We start from the raw sequence: 20,740 nt of genomic DNA on the forward strand, positions 1-20,740 counted from the left end.
TACGTTAGAAAGGGAGCAATAACAATGACACTATCACGCCTTTTCAAGACTGCCGCGCTGGCAACGGCCATAGCAAGCACATCCAGCCTGGCGCTGGCCGACGACTACCATATTGGCGTCACCGTACCCTCCGCTGACCATGGCTGGACCGCAGGCCTTTTGTGGTGGGCACAGCAAGCTGCCGACGACCTGAGTGAGAAGTATCCGGATGTGAGCTTTACGGTGCTTTCCGCCAACTCCGGCACGGCCCAGGTCTCTAACGTGGAAGATCTGATGATCCGCAACCTGGATGCACTGGTCATTCTTCCCCACGACCCGGCAACGCTTCAGGCGGTTATTTCCGAAGCTTATGACGAAGGCATCTACACCGTTGTGGTCGACCGCGAGCTTGAAACGCCTGCACAAAACGTCTTTATTGCGGGCGATAACCCAGGCTTGGGCGATCACGCCGCGCGTTATATCGCTGAAGAGCTGGGCGGCGAGGGCAATATTCTGGTGCTGGAAGGTCCGCCGATTCCCATCAACAGCCAGCGTGTCGATGCCTTTAATCGAGTGATGGAAAACTATCCCGATATCAATATCCTGGCCTCCCAAACGACCAACTGGAACCCCCAGCAGGCGCTTAGCGTAACGGAAGACCTGCTGGGCAGTAACCCGGAAGTGGATGCCATTTGGGCGGGTGACGATGACGTATTGATCTCGGCGCTTCAGGCGGTTGATGAAAACAACCGCGACGATATAAAGCTGATTGTGGGCGGTGGCGGTTCTCAGCGCGTGATCGAAATGATCCGTGACGAGCATCCGATGGTTAAAGGCACCGTAACCTATCCGCCGAACATGATTGCCTCTGCCATGGCGCTAGCGGTGCACGGTGTTAAAGGCGAGCATCTGGGTGATATGTACCACGGCGTGCCTTCACGGCTCATTCTTAACGCTGACCTGATCACCCTCGACAATGTAGAAGAGTACTACGAGCCAGAAGCGTCCTACTAAACGCCCCGGCCGCTAAACGCCCCGCCCTTGAGCTAGTGAATGGCCAAGGGCGGTGCGTTTTTTGTCTTGAGAGCGGCTTTAACGTTAGCGCTGTTCGCGTTCCAGGGGCAGAGCGTAGCTTGCGGTGATATGGGCAACCGGGCGGGTGTCATCCGCGGCGGAGAAAACCTGTACCTCGCCAACGCCTAATCGGCGGCCCAGCTTGATCAGTTTGGCGTGGGCGATAATGTCGTGTTCGCCTGAAGCGGCACGCAGGAAGTGGCAGTTGAAATCGCTGGTGACCGCCATGGGTTCAGGGCCGATTTGGGCCAGAATCGCCACATAAAGCGCTACGTCGGCAAAGCCCATCATGGTAGGGCCGGAAACCCGAGGGCCAGGGCGTAAATGCTCATAACCTACCACTAAGCGCATCGTGGCACTCATCTCGCCCACGCTTTCAACTCTGCCCATTCGCTGGGGAAATACTTCATCCAGAAAGTGTTCGATCTGTTCGACAGTCATGACGGTCATTATTGTTATCCTTCATAAAAAAGCCCCAAGGCATATGCCTTGGGGCTAGTTGTACCACGAAACCGATTTACTTGGCTTTATGCACCTGGCGCCACTCGTGAAGTAGCGGCTCGGTGTAGCCTGACGGCTGCACGCGACCCTTGAAGATCAGGTCAGAGGCGGCCTTGAAGGCGGTAGAGTCTTCGAAGTGACTGCTCATCGCGGTGTAAGTGGGGTCACCGGCGTTTTGCTCATCGACGACCTTGGCCATGCGCTTGAGGGTTTCTTCAACGCGTGGCGCATCCACAACGCCGTGGTGCAGCCAGTTGGCGATATGCTGGCTGGAAATACGCAGCGTAGCGCGGTCTTCCATCAGGCCCACGTCGTGAATATCCGGCACTTTCGAGCAACCCACGCCGTGCTCTACCCAGCGCACCACGTAACCCAGTATGCCCTGGCAGTTGTTGTCCAGCTCCTGCTGCTTCTCGTCATCGGACCAGTTGGCGTTTTCAGCCACCGGCACGCTGAGTAGATCATCCAGGAAGTCAGGCTCGCCCAGGTCTTCAAGCTCGCGCTGAATGTCGGTCACGTTCACTTGATGATAGTGCAGCGCGTGCAGGGTAGCGGCCGTGGGTGAAGGCACCCAAGCGGTGTTGGCACCGGCTTTGGGGTGGCCGATTTTCTGTTCGAGCATGTTGTGCATTAAATCGGGCATGGCCCACATGCCTTTACCGATCTGGGCGCGACCGCGCAGGCCGCAGGCAAGGCCTACCTGCACGTTGCTCTTCTCATACGCCGCGATCCATTTGGCGCCTTTCATATCGCCCTTGCGAACCATCGGGCCCGCTTCCATCGCGGTATGCATTTCATCGCCGGTCCGGTCGAGGAAGCCCGTGTTGATGAATGCCACGCGTGAAGAGGCCTCGGCAATACACGCCTTGAGGTTAACCGTCGTGCGGCGCTCTTCATCCATGATGCCCATTTTCAGGGTATCGCGGCTCATGCCCAGCAGGTCTTCCACGCGGCCAAACAGCTCGTTGGCAAACGCTACTTCAGCAGGGCCGTGCATCTTGGGCTTGACGATATACACTGAGCCGGTGCGCGAATTGCGCGGCTGATCGGCGTCTTTTTTCAGATCGTGCAGGGCAAGCAACGAGGTCACCACGGCGTCGAGAATACCTTCCGGCAGCTCGTTGCCATCCTCATCCAGAATCGCTGGCGTGGTCATCAAGTGGCCCACATTACGCACAAACATCAGTGAACGACCGGGTAAGGTTACCTTGCCGCCTTCGGTGGTGTTCCAGGTGCGGTCAGCGTGCAGCTTGCGCGCAAAGGTTTTACCGCCCTTGTCGATGCTCTCTTCCAGATCGCCCTTCATCAGGCCGAGCCAGTTGCTATACACACCGACCTTGTCTTCGGCGTCCACGGCGGCCACGGAGTCTTCGCAATCCATAATGGTGGTCAGCGCGGCTTCCACTACCACATCTTTCACGCCCGCTGGGTCGGTTTTGCCGATGGCGTGACTGGCGTCGATCTGGATTTCCAGGTGTAGGCCGTTATTGGCCAGCAAAATAGCTTCAGGTGCCGTCATTTCACCGGTAAAGCCAATCAGCTTGGCTGAATCTTTTAGCCCGGTTTCCCGGCCGCCTTCCAGCGTAACCACCAGATGGCCGTCGCGAATCGCATATTTAACCGCATCGCGGTGGGAGCCGGTGGCCAAGGGCGCGGCACGATCCAGAACGCCTCGCGCATAGGCAATGACTTTGGCGCCGCGCTTGGGGTTAAAGCTGGTGCCTTTCTCCGCGCCGTCTTCCTCGGAAATAGCGTCAGTGCCATAGAGCGCATCGTAAAGACTGCCCCAGCGCGCATTCGCCGCATTCAGGGCGTAGCGGGCGTTACTCACCGGCACCACCAGCTGCGGGCCGGCTTGAAGTGCTACTTCACGGTCCACGTTGGCAGTATTGGCTTTCACGTTGGATGGCGCGTCTACCAAGTAGCCGACCTGCTTTAAAAACGCTCGGTAAGCCGGCATATCGCTTATCGGGCCGGGGTTTTCACGGTGCCAGGTATCGAGTTTTTCCTGCAGCGCGTCACGCTCTGCTAGCAATTGACGATTTTTTGGGGTCAGATCATGAAACAGAGCATCGACACCGGCCCAAAAAGCGCTTTTATCCACACCCGTTCCGGGTAGCGCCTGTTCATTAATAAAACGGTCCAGCTCGGCGGCCACCTGTAAACGGTGGTGCGTGATACGCTCGCTCATGGGGAGTTCTCCTGTGAAGATGCCCGTGGATTGTTTGAAGGCCACAGTTAGAGTGAAAATATATTTATGGAAAATACTTCCATATCTGGTTGGGCATGTAAACAGCGTAGACCTTAAAGCAGTAAAATGCTCGACCAAATGATGAGAAGAGGCCCAGAGTGGCCTTCTTAAAATAATGGAAGTAGGGCGTTCACGGAGAGACAGGGATGCAGGATTTCCAGCAGTTGGAAGGCTTGTTTCGGCAAGCATCAGGCGAGTCAGCGTTCTCTCGATTAATACCGGGTGAGGCGCTTTGGAACATAGTGCAGGACTATTTCCTGCACTATGGCCTCGAAACACTATTGGAAGACACCGATGAGGTGCACGCAGGGTTTATCGATACCGGGCGCTTTAGCCTGTGGTGCCAGGTCTGGAGCCCGCCCAAGCCGTCCGGCACGGCGTTTGTGGTGCACGGCTACTTCGATCATTTAGGGCTTTATCGCCATCTGCTGGCGCACCTATTGGCGAAAGGCTGGCGGGTAGTGCTATGGGACTTACCGGGCCACGGTCTTTCAAGCGGCCCGCGGGCGGAAATTGAAGATTTCGACGACTACCAGCACTGCCTGACACATATGCAGAATACTCTGCAAACACTGAAGATGGCTCCTAAACCCTGGCTGGGGGTTGGGCAAAGCACCGGGGCCGCTATTTTGGCCACCGACGCGTTAACCCGCCGTGAGGCATCCGAGTGGGATGGCTTAGTGCTACTGGCGCCGTTGGTACGTCCCTGGCGGTGGAGCCAGGCCAGCTGGGTGCATTTAATCGCTAGCCCGTTTTTAAAAGAGCTGCCGCGCAAATACCGGCCCAACTCAACCGATGAAACGTTTACCGAATTTCTGCGTGACCGCGACCCGCTGCAGCCCGAGCGGTTGAGCGTTGCCTGGGTGAGCGCCATGCGCCGTTGGATGCCGCGCCTGCTGGCGCTAGCGCCTGTGGATATACCGGTGTTGATTTTGCAGGGCCAGCAGGATTTAACGGTGGACTGGGAATGGAACCTGAACATTCTGGCGGAAAAATTTACCGCCGCTGAGGTTCACTACCATCCAGATGCGCGCCACCATCTGGTGAACGAAGCAGAGCCGATTCGTCAGGTGCTGTTTGAAGCCGTTAATACGTTTATTGACCAGATGCCCGCCGGTAAGCCTGAGGCTACCGATCAATAAGCATTTACTTAAAGGAGTGTTAACAGATGACAGCAGCGCCCAAGGTATTAGTATTTGCAGGCAGTAGCCGTCAGAACTCACTCAATAAGCAGCTGGCCCGGCTAGTGGCTAAGCGTATTGAAGCGCTGGGCGGTGTGGCAACGTTCGTGGATTTAAAAGACTACCCGTGCCCCTTGTTTGATGAAGATATCGAAACCCAGGGCATGCCCGAGAACGTGCTTAAACTGCGTAAGCTATTGGCCGATCACCGGGCGCTGTTTATCGCCTCGCCGGAATACAACGGCTTTATCACTCCGCTTTTGAAGAACACGCTGGACTGGCTGTCTCGCCCTTATGAAGACACGCCGGGTCTGGCACTTTACTCAGGTAAATGGGCCGCGCTGGTATCGGCTTCCCCCGGCGGGTTAGGCGGCATTCGCGCCATGCCGTTGGCCCAACAGCTGCTCGCCAATCTGGGCTTGATCGTACTGCCCCAGCCCATGTCGCTCTCTAAAGCGCACACGGCTTTTGATGAAACGGGCTCGTTTATCGAAGAAGCCAATAGCAAAAAGCTGGATGCGCTCTGCCAGCGGCTGGTGGATATTCTGGTGCGTGCGAAGGATTAGGTTCTACTCAAGAATCTGTCAGCCAAGTCCATTTCAATCGCCTATCCAATTACCAAAAGTAGTTGGATAGATTGTGGTTGAATTGTTTATATGTTAATTATTATTAAGCCAATGCTAAAATAGCTGAATGGAGAATGAACAAGCAAAGAGCTTGGAAACGAAGGTTAAGAAGATGGTCTATAAATGAATAGAGATTTTCAATATTTGACAGAATTGATTGAAGAATTTTTTCGTCAGCGAAGAGTAGGTAGATCTTTAAGTATCATTGAAGAACAAAATATTACGGGGTGGGAAATCTGGTTTCAGGTTGAATTCGCCAACTTTCTCAGCCAGCATCACTCCATGCCTGAGTGGTGGCGCGAGTACGCTGTAGAGTTTGACCGGCGGAGGGAAAAGATGGGAGTTTTTTGCCGTCCTGATTTTATAATTCGTAAGAAAGGATGGCGAACAGATGCTTATGCGGCCTTGGAAGTAAAGCAGCATCCAGAGGCTAGCGTATGCTTCTCTAACATGATGAAAGATATTACAAAGATTGCCAAAATTAGAGCGTCCTCTTTGGATCTTAGATCTTTTTGGGTACTGGGGATCCATTTAAGAAAACCTAAAGCTGAGCTTTTTAATATGATTGAATCACGGCACGAGGCTGCCGGATTGCAGTTGTATGCCGATAATGTTCTTATCAAGTATATACCCAATAGTAAATATGCATTTTCCATATTCTGAAGTGGATAGTATGAATCTTCCTTTCCGGCCTGGGAGGGTCGAAGGGCTGTGTTAGCTGACGTTAGAAAAAGCTTGTGTGTAGTGGTTCAATAAAACCGGACACCAACGTAGGTGGTAATATTGCCACCATAAGCGAGGTGTCTGATGACCAAGAAACGACGTACTTTTTCGCCTGAATTTAAGCAGGAAGCTGCCTGAACCGCCCCGGTTATTCCGGAGACCGGTTTGTTTGAGTCAGGCAGCTTCACCCGACTCCTCCAATTGACGATAATACGTCCTTTCTCGTTCTGCTGGTGGAACGTTTCCTATGGGTTCCAGCAGTCGGCGATTGTTAAACCAGTCAACCCATTCCAGCGTGGCATACTCAACGGCATCTCGCCCTTTCCATGGTCCACGATGGTGAATCACCTCCGTTTTGAATAAGCCGATGATGGTCTCGGCCAGCGCATTGTCGTAGGAGTCACCGGTGGTGCCGACGGAGGCATCGATACCCTCATCAGCCATACGCTCTGTGTAGCGGATCGAGAGATATTGGCTTCCTCTATCACTATGATGGATTAACCCTTGCCTGTGCTTTCGTGCCCACAGTGCTTGCTCCAGAGCGTCCAGTACCAGTCCCGTTTTCATCGACGTTGCTACGCGCCAACCCACGATACAGCGTGCATAAACATCGATAACGAACGCAACGTAAACGAAGCCAGACCAGGTAGCAACATAGGTAAAATCGGCCACCCAAAGCTGATTTGGACGCATGGCCGTAAAGTCACGTTTCACTAAATCAGGTGCTCGTTTCTGGTCGGGATCACTGATCGTCGTGAAGGGGCGTTGGCCTCGCACCACGCCGCGAATTCCCAGGCGTCGCATGAGTCGTTCTACGGTGCAACGAGCAACATTAACGCCCTCACGGCGGAGTTGCCGCCAGACCTTACGAGCACCGTAGACGCAGAAGTTTTCTTCCCACACGCGCTGAATCTCAGCAGTAAGAAACGCATCCTGCCGATATCGATCTGCCCGCCGCTCAGGATCGGTCTCAAGTGCCTTGTGGTGGTAATACGTCGATGGGGCGATTGGCAGCTGGCTACAAATCGACTCGACCCCGAACTGAGCACGATGCTCGTCGATAAATGACACCATCAATTGGGTTTGCGGTCGAGCTCCGCCTGGGCGAAAAAAGCAGCCGCCTTACGGAGAATTTCATTGGCGCGCTTCAATTCGACGTTTTCACGCTCTAGCTGCTTGAGTCGTTCATTTTTAGGCAGATTAGCCGAGCTATCTTCCTGCATGAGTTCTGAGCGTTTGCACCAGGCTCTTAAGGTCTCTGGTGAACAGCCAAACTTGCTGGCAATGGAGCAGATCGCCGCCCACCTGGACGGGTATTCGCCTTGCTGTTCAAGGACTAATCGAACAGCTCGCTCCCGGACTTCTGAGGAATATCGTTTTGTTGAGTTCATAACTCCATCCTCTCAAGATATGGAGTCTCCGGTAAAGCCGGGGCGGTTCAGTATTAATATAGCCGAGAAGCAGCCCAGTGGAGAGCCAGGCAGTGCTTACCAATCAGTGATCGCTTTAAAGAGAATATCAGTGCCTTTGATAAGGTCGTCCACATCCATGGCTTCTCGTGGGTTGTGAGAACCATGGGCATTACGTACGAAGACCATGCCTGACGGAATACCGGCATTGGCAAATATGGCGGCGTCGTGTCCAGCACCAGAAGGCAGCTTATGTGGTTTGATGCCACAATCTTCGGCGGCGAGAGAGAGACGTTCGATGACGTTGTCATGCATGCGGGCTGGTGCGGTATCGGTTCTATCATCGAAGGTAAAAGTAACCCCATGTTGGTGCGCAACTTCCTCACATTCCGTACGGAAACGTTGGTAGAAAGTTTCCAGCGTATCAGTTGCCTGACTGCGTGCCTCAAAAGCGAACGTCAACATCCCCGGAATACGGCTGATAGCATGCTCTTTCGGATCGGTACCCACCATTCCAATGGTGACGACAAGATCCTTTTTCTCTTCGAGAAAGGCGCGCCAGTGTTCATCCAAGCGGTTCACTAGATCGCCGAAGGCAAACACCGCATCTTTTCGCAAAGTGCGTGGGATAGCGCCTGAATGTCCTGCTTCGCCTTGGCACACGATACGAGTGTGGCGCACATTGCCGCGTATACCGGAGACGATGGCCGCTGGCCATTGCTGCTCTATCATCACTGGTCCCTGCTCGATGTGTAACTCGAGATAGCTTTTGGCAATTTGCGGGTCGAATAAGGATTTTCCTAATTGAATAGGCGCAAGATTGATACCGACGCCTTCCATTGCGGTGGCCAAAGTGCTACCGGAGCCGCTCGACTTCGCAGACAGGTCATGCTCGTCGAGCATGCCGAAAAGCGCGCGTGAGCCTATATTGGCGCGCCCATAAAAAGCACTTTCTTCTCCTCGCAACATTAATAAGCGCACAGGGGTGGCCAATGGCGGTTGCACCTGCTGAAGGCGAATGAGACAAAGCAGCCCCGCGACGATTCCCGCCGCTCCATCATAGTTTCCGCCTTTGGGTACTGAGTCGGCATGGGAGCCTATATAGTGCCCCGCACGATGTCCATCATCCTCGGGCATTCGGACGACAATGTTGCTTGCACTATCGGATAAAACTTCCAACTGATGAGCAGTAGCCACGGCAGAAAAAATCTTTAATGCGGCATCTTCACCGCTAGAGTAGCACTCTCGAGTGATTCCTTCTTCGTCGGAAGTTTCGTTAGCCAGCTCATGGAAAATTGCTTCGGCCAATGCGTTTTCAGAGGAAAACCCCGTCCAGTCGACGTAGCTGGAATAGCGGGTGGAAGAGGAACTCATAATATAGTCTCCTTGTTGTTGAGCACGCTCATACCATCCATAACTGACTACGTGACCAACCATATCTGCGAATTTATCTTAAAAGATACTTATATCATTTTTTAGATAATGAGATTGTCTGTTAAATTTGTCAATTCGTATTGATGCTCTTTAATATCAATGCAATTAAAAGCGAGCCCTTTGTTAACAGAGAGATGCCTTATCCATAGGGGGGACTTCGATACTTTCCATGTCCTCAAAAGAGGATTAACTAATGAGCACTTTTTTAGTGCATTTATTATAAATTTAACTTTTTTTGCACCAAATTGGATCAATAATGATGTTGTCGAGTGGTCTTTATGGTTCCTTTTCTACATAAGTCTATATTAATAAACATTTTCTTTTTTTTTGGAATTTTCTTTGCTTTTGTATTTGAGAAACATTTTAAAATTTGAGGTTAATTAAAAATGAAAAAGATCCATTGGACTTACAGCGTTGCTGTTGTGTCAGGAGTCATACTTGGCGTGACCAGCCTTACCGCATCGGCAAAAGAGTTCATCTCTATCGGGGGAGGAGGAACTGGGGGCACTTTTAACACTCTTGCAAGTGGCGTTGCATCCCGTATGAATGACACCTTTGATGATGTGCGGTTCACGGTTGAAGGCTCGGCGGGCTCTACCGAAAACATTCGGCGTATTGGTTCGGGTGATCTGCAGATGGGTATTACGTTCACAGGCGATTCCTATCTTGCCGCGAACGGACTTGAGGATTTCGCTGAAACGGGGACAGTCGACAATGTGCGGTTTTTAGGATTTGTTTTCAGCGCCGTATCGCAACTTGTAACCACTGCTGATTCAGGAATCGAATCTATCGCCGACCTGGAAGGTCACCGCATTTCTGTTGGTAGCGCCGGGTCTGGTACGGCTCAAACCATGGATCGTATCCTGGAGTACTTCGATCTTGAGGATCGTGTCAGTACAAGTTATATCAATGGATCGCAATCTTCCGACCAGCTGCGCAATGGCCAACTTGATGCCTATCATGGGCAGTGGGGGGTTCCTGCGGGCGCAATCGTCGATACCACTTCGAGCCTTGATGCCAAGTTAATTAGCACGTACGACGAACTAAAAGACGCCGATTTTTTCGATGCCTACCCATTTTACAGCGAAGCGATTATTCCGGCTGGTAGTTATTCCGGTATTGACTATGACGTCAAATCGATCCGCGACATTGGTATTCTCGTGGCCAGTGAAGACGTAAGCGACGATCTTGCTTATCGTATATTGGAGAGTCTGTATAGCGAAGAAGGACTCGAACACATGCGTGCGGTGAGCAATACCACACGGGAAATGAGTCTCGAAAACGGAGTGAGTGGCGGCAACTTCATTCCGTTGCATCCAGGCGCAGAGCAGTTTTGGCGTGATCAAGGCATTGAACTTCCTCAATAACATTTTAAGTACGTTCTTATCATTAAGTCACTGAAAGAAAGGTGGTAGCTAAAAGCGACGCTTTTGTTACTACCTTTTCTCGCTCAGGATGCCTTGGTAAAGAGTGCGTAGGCTACTAACTCAGAGTAGGTCGAATACATGTTGCGGAAAAACGAAAAGATACGCAGCGAACGTGATGATGGCACAGTAAATATTGACGGGCTGCAGTCGCCATGGCGCATTATTATCAAGCTGCTTGCTGCGTCTATGAGTGCTTTCTACCTTTATAGCGCCGCTTTTGGTGCAGCCGACATGCAATACCATCTAGGCGTTTTTGTGGCTCTCACCTTCGCACTGGTCTTCATAACGTATCCCACACGAAGAGGTACATCTAAAAGCGCGCCAAGCCTTCTTGATATAGGGCTGGCGGGACTGGCTCTGGTCGTGTGTGGATATTTCATGCTCTATTACCCAGATATAACACGCCGGCTGGGAGCAGAGACACAGGCCGATTTGTTATGCGGACTTATTCTTTTAGTTCTCTCCATCGAGATGGCGCGGCGAGTGCATGGTTGGATGCTGCCCGGTATCGCGATAGCGTTTATCCTTTTCACGATATTTGGGCGCAGTATGCCTGATGTGATCTCGCATCGCGGCTTTTCGCTAGAGCGCATCGCGTTATTCAATTTCATTTCGGAAGATGGGCTTTTCGGAATGATCGCTCGAGTGTTCGTTAACTACGTAATCGTTTTTATTTTTTTTGGTGCCTTTCTCTCGGCATCCGGTACCGGCGCTTTTTTCATTGATATAGCGACGGCGTTAGCGGGTAAGCGCACTGGGGGCCCTGCCAAGGTCTCGATTGTTGCTTCAATGCTATTGGGTTCCATTTCTGGTAGTGCGATTGCCAATACCGTCACTACTGGTTCTTTGACAATTCCCTTGATGAAAAAAACGGGATATCCCAAAGAAACGGCGGGGGCTATTGAAGCATCGGCATCTATCGGGGGTATGTTTTTGCCGCCCGTTATGGGCGCGGGCGTCTTTATCATGGTAGAGCTAACTGGCATTCCTTATCAGACGCTCATTGCAGTCTCCATCGTGCCCGCGATCCTTTATTTTGCCAGTATCTGGTGGGCCGTTCATTTTGAGGCCAAGCGATTAGGTCTTCGTGGCCTGTCAGATGACGAGGTGCCAAAGGTCAGGTCAGTTCTACGCAAACGGGGCATTCTGAGTTTGCCTCTGCTCTTGGTAATTGCATTGCTTGTCTATGGGTTTACACCAGCATTTGCCGCTTTTTGGGGTGTGCTGGCAACAATCCCTTGCTCATGGGGGACAAAAGAAACGAGGATGGGAATCGGCGATATCTATGCTGCACTTTATCAAGGCGGGCTTAGTACGCTGGTTATCGGTTCTATCGTGGGCGTCATTTCCATTATTTTGGGAATGATTAGCTTGACCGGAATGGCCCAAGAGTTCACCTCGATATTCCTCTCGGTTTCAAGCGGTAATCTGCTTCTAGCGATCATTCTGATCGCTCTCGCGAGCCTAGTGATCGGTATGGGATTGCCGGTAACGGCCTCTTACATCGTAATAGCAGTGTTGGCGGTACCAGCCTTGAACGAGCTGGGCGTTGCATTGATTGCCGCTCACATGATTGTTTACTGGCTAAGTCAGGACTCAAATATTACGCCTCCAGTATGTATTGCCGCATATGCTGGAGCTGCAATTGCAAAAGCAGATCCATTTACGACCGGCGTAAGGGCAATGAAATTATCAAAAATGCTCTACATTATGCCCTTGCTGTTTGCCTTTTCACCCATGTTGATGAATGGAGAGCCATTCGATATTGCGGTTGTATGGCTGTCCGCCTTGATAGGAGTGTTTCTACAAGGTGCCGTAAGTGCGGGTTACTTTCGCACCAAAACGAATATCAGTCAGCGAATCCTATTGTTAATCGCAATGGTGTTGTGCTATTGGCCAAACGTTTGGACAACGGTGTTGGGTATCATCATGTCCGGCGTGGTTTACCTGTGGCAACGGTCGCAATATTATCAATCGTCTTATTCAAGATAACGGTAGCTAATACCTTTAGCGGTCGTTAAAAATGGGGGCTTGTAAAGTAGCCCCCATTTCGTAAGCGAAGCGTAGAAGTTAGTATTACAGTGTAACCTTGAGTATGACCTGTATTGAGGTGCCATATCCTTTGAGCGAAATATGATAGCGTTTACCGTCGTAGCCGTCTCGGCCAGCTTTATTAGAAGATGAGATCTCTTCTCTGGCAGAAAATACTATCGAGTTTTATGGCCCTTGATCAGCATTGCTTGGTTGGCTAGGTACGATATTACGACATCAGCTTAATATAGGTTATTACGAGATATTGATATTATTTTTTATGGTAACTGTTTTGATGTTTAGCTTCTTTATGAGCTTCACGTGCAAGCAGGTAGCATCAGGCTACGCTTATCGCATCGGCACAGCATCGATATTGTCGATTTCCTGGTCGTAAATCCGGCGATGGTGATGAAAAAACCATTGGTTGATCAGCTGCCTGGATATATCTTATTGATCGTGTATGCCAAAAGCCGACTCTTTATCATGGTACAAGGCTTCCAGTGCACACTATATTGCCACACGTGTTATCTTTCCTTGAGACAAAGTGCGCAAAAATCATATATTATGATAAGTGTCTCATTCTGATATAAAAGGCGGCCGTTGGGAGCCCGAAATGTGTGATTCTAAATATTTATTTGGTAAGCCTTATCACGCCTTCGTTATGCGAAAGTACATTGAGATTTTAATGTATGTTGCTCGATACATCGGGTTCAAGGCCATGCCCCCTATATCTTATAATAAGAAGGCTTTTGGGTATGTCTGAAAAATTTAATGATATTGGAGATAGGCTGCGTGCTTTTCGGCTGGGTAGTAATATACCGCCTGAAATTATAGCAGATAAAATCGGTGTTTCAAGGGCGGCGCTATATCGTTATGAAAAGGGCGCACTTCCTAAGCTTGAGACCTTGGAAAAAATATCCGAGGTTTTATCCGTTTCAATGACGACCCTTCTAGGCGTCGGTGTGGAATATCTATCGTCTTGTGTCAGCTTTATGGAACGCATGCGGCAAATAGAAGTCGAAACACGCCATATTTCAGCAATGTTTGGTCCCATTGCCTATTTATTGACAACGCCACAGTATGATGAAGTTTTAAACGATGTTCTGAAAGAAAGTCTACCTGATGATCTAAAAAAATGCTCAGAGACTTTAAAAGTCGTAGATAATATCATGAATGTCCTAAGGGAGAGAAAGAGAAACTATATGCTCAAGAAGCCTGGGTTTTTAAGCCTAATGTCTGCTTCTGAACTTCAGCGCTTCGTTGGGAATGGGTTTGTTGGAACATATAATCTTGATAATCAGTTGGTTAAAAAAAGAATCGTTATTGCTAAAAATGAGGTGGAGCATATTATCGGTTTAATCGAAGATCAGCCAATCGGTGTTCAAGTGGGATTGCTGAAAGACACAATGCCAAACTCCTCTTTTCAAATATTCAAACAACCAAAAAGGGACACTATTGCAACAAGTCCATTTACACTAGGGGATCTTCCTAATGTTAGATTAGGGGTTGCGATGATCACGTCGGCACCAGAGGCTGTCAAACTTCATACTGATATTACTAGCGATATTTGGGGGCGTTCGCTGAAAGGAACAAAAGCTATTGATTATATAAGGAAAAATATTTTAATTGATTAATTTCATTGATTAAGGCGTATTTTTATAAATCGAGTTGTTCTTTATGGTAACTTAATAAGTAGAGTTTAAATGGAGGTTGATATGAAATTTATTGACGCTATCGAAAAGTTTGAAAATTTTCCGGCTTGCACAGATGCCTTCGTAAAGCTAAAGAAAGATATGAACGAGCTGATTATAAATGATCCGGATTATGCAGCTGTTTATCTTGTGATTCATGATTTTTCTAAAAAACATCACTTTTATTATGAGGATCAGGCCGTCTCGCCAGAGGTTTCCGATAGTGCTAAAAAGCAAATGATTGAGTATTTAACCCGGCTTAAAGAGCTTGTTTCAAACCGAAATAGAGAAGCGGCTTTTATCGCACTTAGTGCTATTTCTCATGACTATTTCACTCAAGGCCGTGTTCTAGAGCCTTAAATTTAAACGGTATGGGCGGATTCCGCATCCTTCCTGATTATCCAAGCGCATTATGGCGGATGAATGAATACTTTGCTTAATATTTGTACGATAGGCAAGGATACTCATAGCTTGGGTAGAGTGTTCTGACCAGGTCCCATGGGTAGTAGGCAATCTTTGATCTTGATTTCGCTTGAATGGATGTTGGGGAGCTGGGCCATGTTTCACCACTTCCTGCGCAAGCTAAACAGCGATCTAAAAAATCAAACGAGGTGCTGCTACAGACAAACCAGAGTTCAAACGCCCCTCTCAGGCCCCCTTCAACAGCCTATCCAGCTGTCGATAGCCAATGGCCTCAATCAAGTGCGCCTGAGTGGGTTTGGGCTCCCCCTGTAAATCAGCCAGCGTCAGCGCCACGCGCAGCACGCGGTGGTAGGCGCGGGCGGAGAGCTTGAGCTTTTCCAGCACGCTGGCAAGCCAAGTGCGTTCCTCATCGTTCAAGTCGCAAGCGGCTTCCAGCGCCTTGCCGCCGAGCTGGCTATTGAGTGCGCCGCGCGCCATCTGGCGCTCCCTGGCCGCCATCACGCGCTCGCGCACCGCATCCGACGATTCGCCCTGAGTCTGGGCGGTGAGCTGTTCCGGCGGTAGCGCGGGCACTTCGACCTGTAAGTCGATGCGATCCAGTAGGGGGCCGGAAAGCCGCGCCTGATAGCGCTGAATCTGGCTGGCGGTGCACTGGCAGCGCTGGCGTGGGTCGCCCAGGTGCCCGCAGGGGCACGGGTTCATTGCAGCTACCAATTGAAATTGAGCCGGGTAACGGCGCTCGTGGCTTGCCCGGGCGAGATGTATTTCGCCAGTTTCCAGTGGCTGTCTTAAAACTTCTAACACGTTGCGGGAAAATTCCGGCAGCTCGTCTAAAAACAGCACGCCGTGGTGGGCAAGCGATATCTCGCCCGGCTTGGGTTTCGAGCCACTGTCATTTTCAGCAATTGATGCGACCCTCAGGGCGTAATATCGGGCTATTATGGTAGTCTGTACAGGATTGAGTGCGACAGAATTAATAGCAATTGATGCGACAGGCCTTGTTTTATTCAACATTTGGTGCGACTACCCATGCCACTGCCTACATCCGTTCGTAAAATCGGCCCTACCCGACGAAGTGTGTCTGGCTACTATGCCTTTCGCGGGGAGGAGTCTATTGCGTTCGAGTCGACGCTCGAACGTGATTTCCTCATCAAGGCTGACTTTGATGTGAGCGTCCTTGGTGTGATTTCCCAGCCGTGCGAGATCCCGTTTCATCATCCCGTGACCGGTAGGCGCTACACCTACACACCTGACTATTTGGTTTATTACCGTCTCGGTAACCGTCATTACAGGGATTACCCAAAACCTCTCCTGGTGGAGGTCAAACCACGGGAAAAGTGGCAAGCACATTGGCGTGAATGGTCGCCTAAATGGAAGGCGGCGATGCGGCATGCCAACAACGAGGGCTGGGCGTTTCGCATTCATGATGAAAGCCGCATTCGTGATAAGACCTTGGACAACATTACCTTCCTAGCGCGCTATAAGCGGATGGTGTTTCCCTCTGTCGAAAGCCAGGCAGTCCTCAACACGGTGAGGGAAATGGGTGTGGCGACCTTGGATTACCTGCTTTCTCGGTACTTTATGGGCGATATTTACCGGGCAGAGGGGATTGCGCATTTATGGCATCTACTGGCGACTCGGCAGTTAGATTGCGATATGGCCCAATCCTTCAGTCCTCTATCAGAGGTATGGGTACCCGATTATGAATAACCATCGTGGCAGCGCAACTGAACCCAATAACGGCGTCGCCCAAACACGCCAACACTTGCAGATTATGGTGGGTGAGCAGGTTCAGAAAGATGGCACCGTTTACCGAATTTCCCAGGTGCTCGATTTTGAGACAGTCATTGGCATTGCCGTTGAGTCCGGGCGTAGTTGCCCGCTTCGCATCAAAGAACTAGCGCCTCTCAATAGCGGGTCCGTATCCCCTGAGCAGGATATGTCCGAGATTGGGGATGCCGATTGGCGGGAGGCCGAGCATCGCTTTTCCATCATTAAGCCCTTGGTGGATCGCCATACGGTGGGGCGGGATGCAGCGGAGGAGCGTGCGAAACAAACGGGGGTTGATACGGCTACGATCTACCGTTGGTTGAAGCGGTATAAAGCGACGGGCTCGGTGCTTGCATTGATTCCTCAAAAGCCAGGGTGGAAGAAAGGAAAGTTGCGTATCCCCGCGCATGCCGAGGCGGTGATTCAGGAAGTCATCAAAGAGGTGTATTTGACGCTGCAGCGTCCGTCCGCACAAAAAGCGGTACAGGAAGTCATGCGGCGCTGCCATGAACGGCGCATCGACCCGCCGAGCCCTGGTACCGTTCGTGCTCGTCTGCGTGATATCCCAGAGCGTGACCGGTTGCGTGGCCATGGTTTTAGAGACAAAGCCATTAACAAGTTCCAGCCGGCTGCCGGAAAATTTCCCAATGCGGACTATCCGTTAGCCGTTATGCAGATTGACCACACACCTGCCGATATTATTTTGGTCGATGACGTGTATCGCAAGCCGATTGGTCGCCCATGGATTACGTTGGCCATGGACGTGTTTACTCGCATGGTCACGGGGTATTACTTGTCGTTTGACCCGCCCTCTGAAACATCTGTCGGCATGTGTGTGGCGCACTCCATGCTTCCTAAAGATGAGTGGTTGCTACTGCATAATGTGGAGGCTGAGTGGCCGGTATGGGGCACACCCGCCACGATTCATGTCGATAACGGCCCAGATTTTCGCTCTGAGACGTTTCGGCGCTCATGCCTAGCCTATGGGATCAACCTTGAGTTTCGGCCTGTTAAGCAGCCTCGTTATGGTGGCCACATTGAGCGGGTACTGGGCTCTCTTCTAAAGGAAATCCATAACCTGCCTGGGACGACCTTCTCCTCCATTAAAGAGAAAGAGGGATACGATCCAGAGAAGCACGCGGCCATGACGAAAAGCGAGTTTGAAGAGTGGCTGGTGACGTTGATTTGCAAGGTTTACCACCAGCGCCTTCATTCTGGGATTGGTATGTCGCCGATGAAGAAGTGGGAAATTGGTGTGTTTGGCAATGCGGATGTGCAGGGAGTGGGATTAGCGCCGAGGCCTGCTGACAGGCTCTCTGTATTGCTCGATTTTTTGCCCAGCTTTCAGCGTACGATCCAGACCTTTGGTGTGACCATCGATGGCATAAACTATTACGATGAAGCGCTAAGACCTTGGATCAATGCCAAAGATCCAGACATGCCAGACAAGAAACGCACCTTTGTTTTCCGGCGCGACCCTCGCGACATTAGTGTCATTTGGTTCAAAGACCCGGAGCTCGGGCACTATTTTCGCGTGCCCTTTGCCAATCTTGCCCTCCCCTCGATGAGTGTTTGGGAGTATGCCCAAGCTAAAGCGCGCCTTCGGCAGGAAGGAAGAAACTCGGTCAATGAGACTGAAATTCTACGCGCTATTAGTGAGCTGCGAACCCATGTGGAGGAGTCGCAAGCACGTACTAAGCGAAGTCGCCGTCAGGCACAACGACGTAAAGAGCATGAGAAGAAGGTGACGCCTGCAGATCCCCTTTTACATGCGCCCTCAACTGCTGCCCCTAAAGAGACACCCGCTCAAGGGGACGGTCTTTTAACGGGTGATATCGATGTGAACTGGGACATAGCATGAGCACACACCTTCATCCTGATCTTCGTCACGTCTTGGGGCTGTCCGCTAAAGAGCGAATGGAGTTTATGGATCAACCGCGCTGGTTGGGCTATCCATTGGCCAATCGTGTCATTGAGGTCATGCGTGGGTTGATGGAGAAGCCCAGTCGTCCTCGTATGCCTAACCTCTTGCTCGTGGGTGACTCCAACAACGGAAAGACAACCATCGTTCAACGGTTTCGTAAGCAGTACGGTGAAGGCTACGTGAATGAAGACGTAGAGCCCGTGAAGCCTGTTGTTGTCACTCAGGCTCCCCCGAGTGCCGATGAGAAAAGTCTGTATATCGCAGTGCTAGAGAGTTTCTGGGCTCCCTACCGGCCTACAGATCCTGTTCCCAAGCTGCGCTACCAGGTGATTCATCAACTGCGTGCTTGCCATACCCGCTTGTTGATCATCGATGAGTTTCACTCTCTGTTAACCGGTGGTGCTGTTAAGCAGCGCGAAACGATGAATGCCATTAAGCTTTTATGCAATGAGCTAATGATTCCCATCGTTGGTGTGGGGACGCAAGACGCTGTGCGTGTGCTGCATTCAGACCCACAGCATGCGAGTCGCTTTGATGTGGTCGCGTTACCAAAGTGGGAGCTCAATCAGGAGTTTCAGAAGCTGCTCGCTGGCTTTGAGAAGATATTACCGCTCAAACATCCTTCCCAACTGCATGAGCCCCAATTGGCGACCCAGCTCCACGCGATCTCTGGCGGCAATTTTGGCGACCTGCACCGGCTGCTGATTGAGTGTGCCAATGCCGCTATTTTGTCCGGGGCTGAGCGCATCGATGAGAAAATTATTCAGAGTAAATCATGGGTGCGACCTACCCGTGGCATTAGGGAAGTGATGCTGTAATGCCCTGGGCGCTGAGTGTGCCTCTGTTGCCTGAAGAGTCGCTTTCTTCATGGCTGGTACGGGCGGCGTTGAGACAGGGGTGTGATCCCTTGTCGCTCACTGGGGCTATCTGGCCAACATGGCGTATATGGACAAGGGATATTGATAGGGAAATTCCCCTCGTAAGAATGCGCCCATTAGTCAATGCATCGGGGATATCGTCCGCTGAGTTTCAGAAAGCTGGGATGCGGGACGATTGTGAGAAAGTGGCCGGTTACTCATTACTGGAAACGCGGACTTGGCCCTGGTTGTTGGCACTCGGCAGCCGAAATCGAACTCGCCATGGAGGACAACAGATTTGTGCATTGTGTTTGGCAGAGGACTCAGCCCCCTACTTGCGCCGACACTGGCGATTCGCTTGGCACACTGGGTGCCGCTTTCATGGGGTGCAACTGATAGATGAGTGCCCGGTATGCAAGGCCCCTATAGAGCCTCATCGCCTGTCAGCAGAAGATCAACATTTAGCTCAGTGCAGCCGGTGTTATAACGATTTTAGAAAGGCGGTATGCACGTCGCCTTTACCAGAAGCGTTCAGTTTCCAAGTGATGGCTGATCGTGCTTTAACAAGAAGCAACGTGACGTTTAGGGAGGCCCCTATCGCACCCGCCGATTGGTTTTCTATGGTGACCTTCTTTGTTGGCGTTGTTCGGCGTGCAAGTCGGCGGCCTGCGTCACCCCTCGCAGATGCGCTTCTAACATTGGGCATTTCGATGACGGATAGCCAAATGCCTGTGTCTGGGTTGGCGTTTGAGCTGCTGCCTGTCAACGAGCGTTGTGCTTTATTAGCGGCGGTGGAGCGTTTGCTCAGTATAGGCGTTGAAGAAACGTTTAGCGCTCTGGTCGCTTGTAATGTCAAAACGAGCGCGCTTCATGATCCCCGAAAGTCACCCCCCGTTATGTTGTTGCCGTTGTTATCGCGGTTATCTCATCACCCCCATGGGCCGCATCGCCGCCGTGCTCTACCGGCTCATCGCCCCATGTCGGAACGCGCAGTGAGAGCCTCATGGGCGCGCTTAAAACGGAGAATGAAAGCGGAGCCAACCTCTTGAAGCAACACAAAACGGTCGACTGCGATGAGTGTGGTCGAGAAGTCTCCAAATTGTGGCGACGCCATAAAGGGCATGGTTACTGTTCAACTTGCTATGCTCGTGTGTTTAAGCGGCGAATGTGCCCACGATGTGGTGAGTTAGCCCGTCTGCCTAAGAATGACCCAGACGCCGTCTGTCGTCAGTGCAACGTCGACAAACCGTGTGCACGATGTGGAAAAGCCCGTTCAGACTACAACATCGGCAAGGTCACTCCCTACGGCCCTGTCTGTATCGCCTGCGCTCCCTATTTCAAAGAACCAGAGCCCTGCGAGGCGTGTGGGAAAGCATCTCAACGTCTTACCCGAGTGGCGCGTATGGGGCATGATCATCGCTTATGTCCACGCTGTTCGA

At 51.2% G+C, this 20,740-nt stretch carries 15 protein-coding genes, 2 pseudogenes and 1 other annotated feature; of the genes and pseudogenes, 12 read left to right on the plus strand and 5 right to left on the minus strand.

Going from position 1 to position 20,740, the window contains the following annotated elements; genetic code table 11:
* Positions 1–24 precede the first annotated feature (24 nt).
* On the plus strand, positions 25–993 hold the full coding sequence (locus tag ACT3R7_RS05785; RefSeq protein ID WP_192537518.1) for a substrate-binding domain-containing protein: 969 nt from the start codon (positions 25–27) through the stop codon (positions 991–993).
* 84 nt (positions 994–1,077) lie between these two features.
* On the opposite strand, the gene ACT3R7_RS05790 is transcribed toward ACT3R7_RS05785, so the two are convergent.
* Together ACT3R7_RS05790 and ACT3R7_RS05795 are read right to left on the minus strand one after the other, a co-directional pair.
* Positions 1,078–1,503 (minus strand): PaaI family thioesterase, encoded by a 426-nt coding sequence (locus tag ACT3R7_RS05790; RefSeq protein ID WP_192537519.1) that lies wholly within the window; start codon positions 1,501–1,503, stop codon positions 1,078–1,080.
* A 67-nt stretch (positions 1,504–1,570) separates the two neighbouring features.
* Complete coding sequence (locus ACT3R7_RS05795; RefSeq protein ID WP_192537520.1) at positions 1,571–3,745, minus strand: malate synthase G; 2,175 nt, start codon at positions 3,743–3,745, stop codon at positions 1,571–1,573.
* Positions 3,746–3,951: 206 nt separating this feature from the next.
* Between ACT3R7_RS05795 and ACT3R7_RS05800 the strand changes: the two genes are divergently transcribed.
* From ACT3R7_RS05800 to ACT3R7_RS05810, 3 genes are all read left to right on the plus strand, one after another.
* Positions 3,952–4,947, plus strand: a complete 996-nt coding sequence (locus ACT3R7_RS05800) for an alpha/beta hydrolase (RefSeq protein WP_192537521.1) — start codon at positions 3,952–3,954, stop codon at positions 4,945–4,947.
* Between the two features lie 26 nt (positions 4,948–4,973).
* Positions 4,974–5,552, plus strand: coding sequence for an NADPH-dependent FMN reductase (locus ACT3R7_RS05805; protein ID WP_192537522.1), 579 nt, complete (start codon positions 4,974–4,976; stop codon positions 5,550–5,552).
* A gap of 183 nt (positions 5,553–5,735) precedes the next feature.
* Positions 5,736–6,275: a hypothetical protein gene (locus ACT3R7_RS05810; protein ID WP_192537523.1), complete on the plus strand. Its 540-nt coding sequence runs from the start codon at positions 5,736–5,738 to the stop codon at positions 6,273–6,275.
* Between the two features lie 234 nt (positions 6,276–6,509).
* On the opposite strand, the gene ACT3R7_RS05815 is transcribed toward ACT3R7_RS05810, so the two are convergent.
* Together ACT3R7_RS05815 and ACT3R7_RS05820 are read right to left on the minus strand one after the other, a co-directional pair.
* A protein-coding gene (locus ACT3R7_RS05815) for an IS3 family transposase (protein WP_192539956.1) occupies positions 6,510–7,726 on the minus strand; the annotation gives its coding sequence in 2 pieces (ribosomal slippage) (positions 6,510–7,441 and positions 7,441–7,726; 1,218 coding nt in all).
* Positions 7,335–7,451, minus strand: a sequence feature (AL1L pseudoknot). It overlaps the preceding gene by 117 nt.
* Before the next feature lie 96 nt (positions 7,727–7,822).
* Entirely contained in the window at positions 7,823–9,118 is a 1,296-nt protein-coding gene (locus tag ACT3R7_RS05820; protein ID WP_192539751.1) for a hydantoinase/carbamoylase family amidase, read from the minus strand.
* Positions 9,119–9,564: 446 nt separating this feature from the next.
* Between ACT3R7_RS05820 and ACT3R7_RS05825 the strand changes: the two genes are divergently transcribed.
* From ACT3R7_RS05825 to ACT3R7_RS05840, 4 genes are all read left to right on the plus strand, one after another.
* Positions 9,565–10,545 carry a TAXI family TRAP transporter solute-binding subunit gene (locus tag ACT3R7_RS05825; protein WP_192526906.1) on the plus strand — a complete coding sequence of 327 codons (981 nt, stop codon included), beginning with the start codon at positions 9,565–9,567 and terminating at the stop codon, positions 10,543–10,545.
* A 138-nt stretch (positions 10,546–10,683) separates the two neighbouring features.
* The gene (locus ACT3R7_RS05830; RefSeq protein ID WP_192539750.1) at positions 10,684–12,597 is read left to right on the plus strand and encodes a TRAP transporter permease; all 1,914 of its coding nucleotides are present in this window, start codon (positions 10,684–10,686) and stop codon (positions 12,595–12,597) included.
* A gap of 794 nt (positions 12,598–13,391) precedes the next feature.
* Entirely contained in the window at positions 13,392–14,270 is an 879-nt protein-coding gene (locus ACT3R7_RS05835; protein ID WP_192526908.1) for a helix-turn-helix domain-containing protein, read from the plus strand.
* Between the two features lie 81 nt (positions 14,271–14,351).
* On the plus strand, positions 14,352–14,687 hold the full coding sequence (locus tag ACT3R7_RS05840; RefSeq protein ID WP_192526909.1) for a hypothetical protein: 336 nt from the start codon (positions 14,352–14,354) through the stop codon (positions 14,685–14,687).
* A 288-nt stretch (positions 14,688–14,975) separates the two neighbouring features.
* Here the strand turns inward: ACT3R7_RS05840 and ACT3R7_RS05845 are convergent.
* Positions 14,976–15,638: pseudogene (locus tag ACT3R7_RS05845) on the minus strand (ATP-binding protein); the annotation flags it as partial.
* Between the two features lie 141 nt (positions 15,639–15,779).
* Here ACT3R7_RS05845 and ACT3R7_RS05850 point away from each other — a divergent pair.
* The 4 genes and pseudogenes from ACT3R7_RS05850 to ACT3R7_RS05865 all read left to right on the plus strand — a co-directional run.
* Entirely contained in the window at positions 15,780–16,460 is a 681-nt protein-coding gene (locus ACT3R7_RS05850) for a TnsA endonuclease N-terminal domain-containing protein (RefSeq protein ID WP_120386061.1), read from the plus strand.
* Positions 16,453–18,381, plus strand: a complete 1,929-nt coding sequence (locus tag ACT3R7_RS05855) for a TnsB C-terminal domain-containing protein (protein WP_206477978.1) — start codon at positions 16,453–16,455, stop codon at positions 18,379–18,381. The genes ACT3R7_RS05850 and ACT3R7_RS05855 overlap by 8 nt, the downstream gene beginning before the upstream one ends.
* Complete coding sequence (locus ACT3R7_RS05860; RefSeq protein WP_027957960.1) at positions 18,378–19,262, plus strand: TniB family NTP-binding protein; 885 nt, start codon at positions 18,378–18,380, stop codon at positions 19,260–19,262. Before ACT3R7_RS05855 ends, ACT3R7_RS05860 begins: the two co-directional genes overlap by 4 nt.
* Positions 19,262–19,684: pseudogene (locus tag ACT3R7_RS05865) on the plus strand (TniQ family protein); the annotation flags it as partial. The gene ACT3R7_RS05860 and the pseudogene ACT3R7_RS05865, both read left to right, overlap by 1 nt.
* Between the last annotated feature and the right edge of the window lie 1,056 nt (positions 19,685–20,740).

This window comes from Halomonas sp. AOP43-A1-21, from assembly GCF_052376775.1.
GTDB lineage: Bacteria > Pseudomonadota > Gammaproteobacteria > Pseudomonadales > Halomonadaceae > Vreelandella > Vreelandella colorata.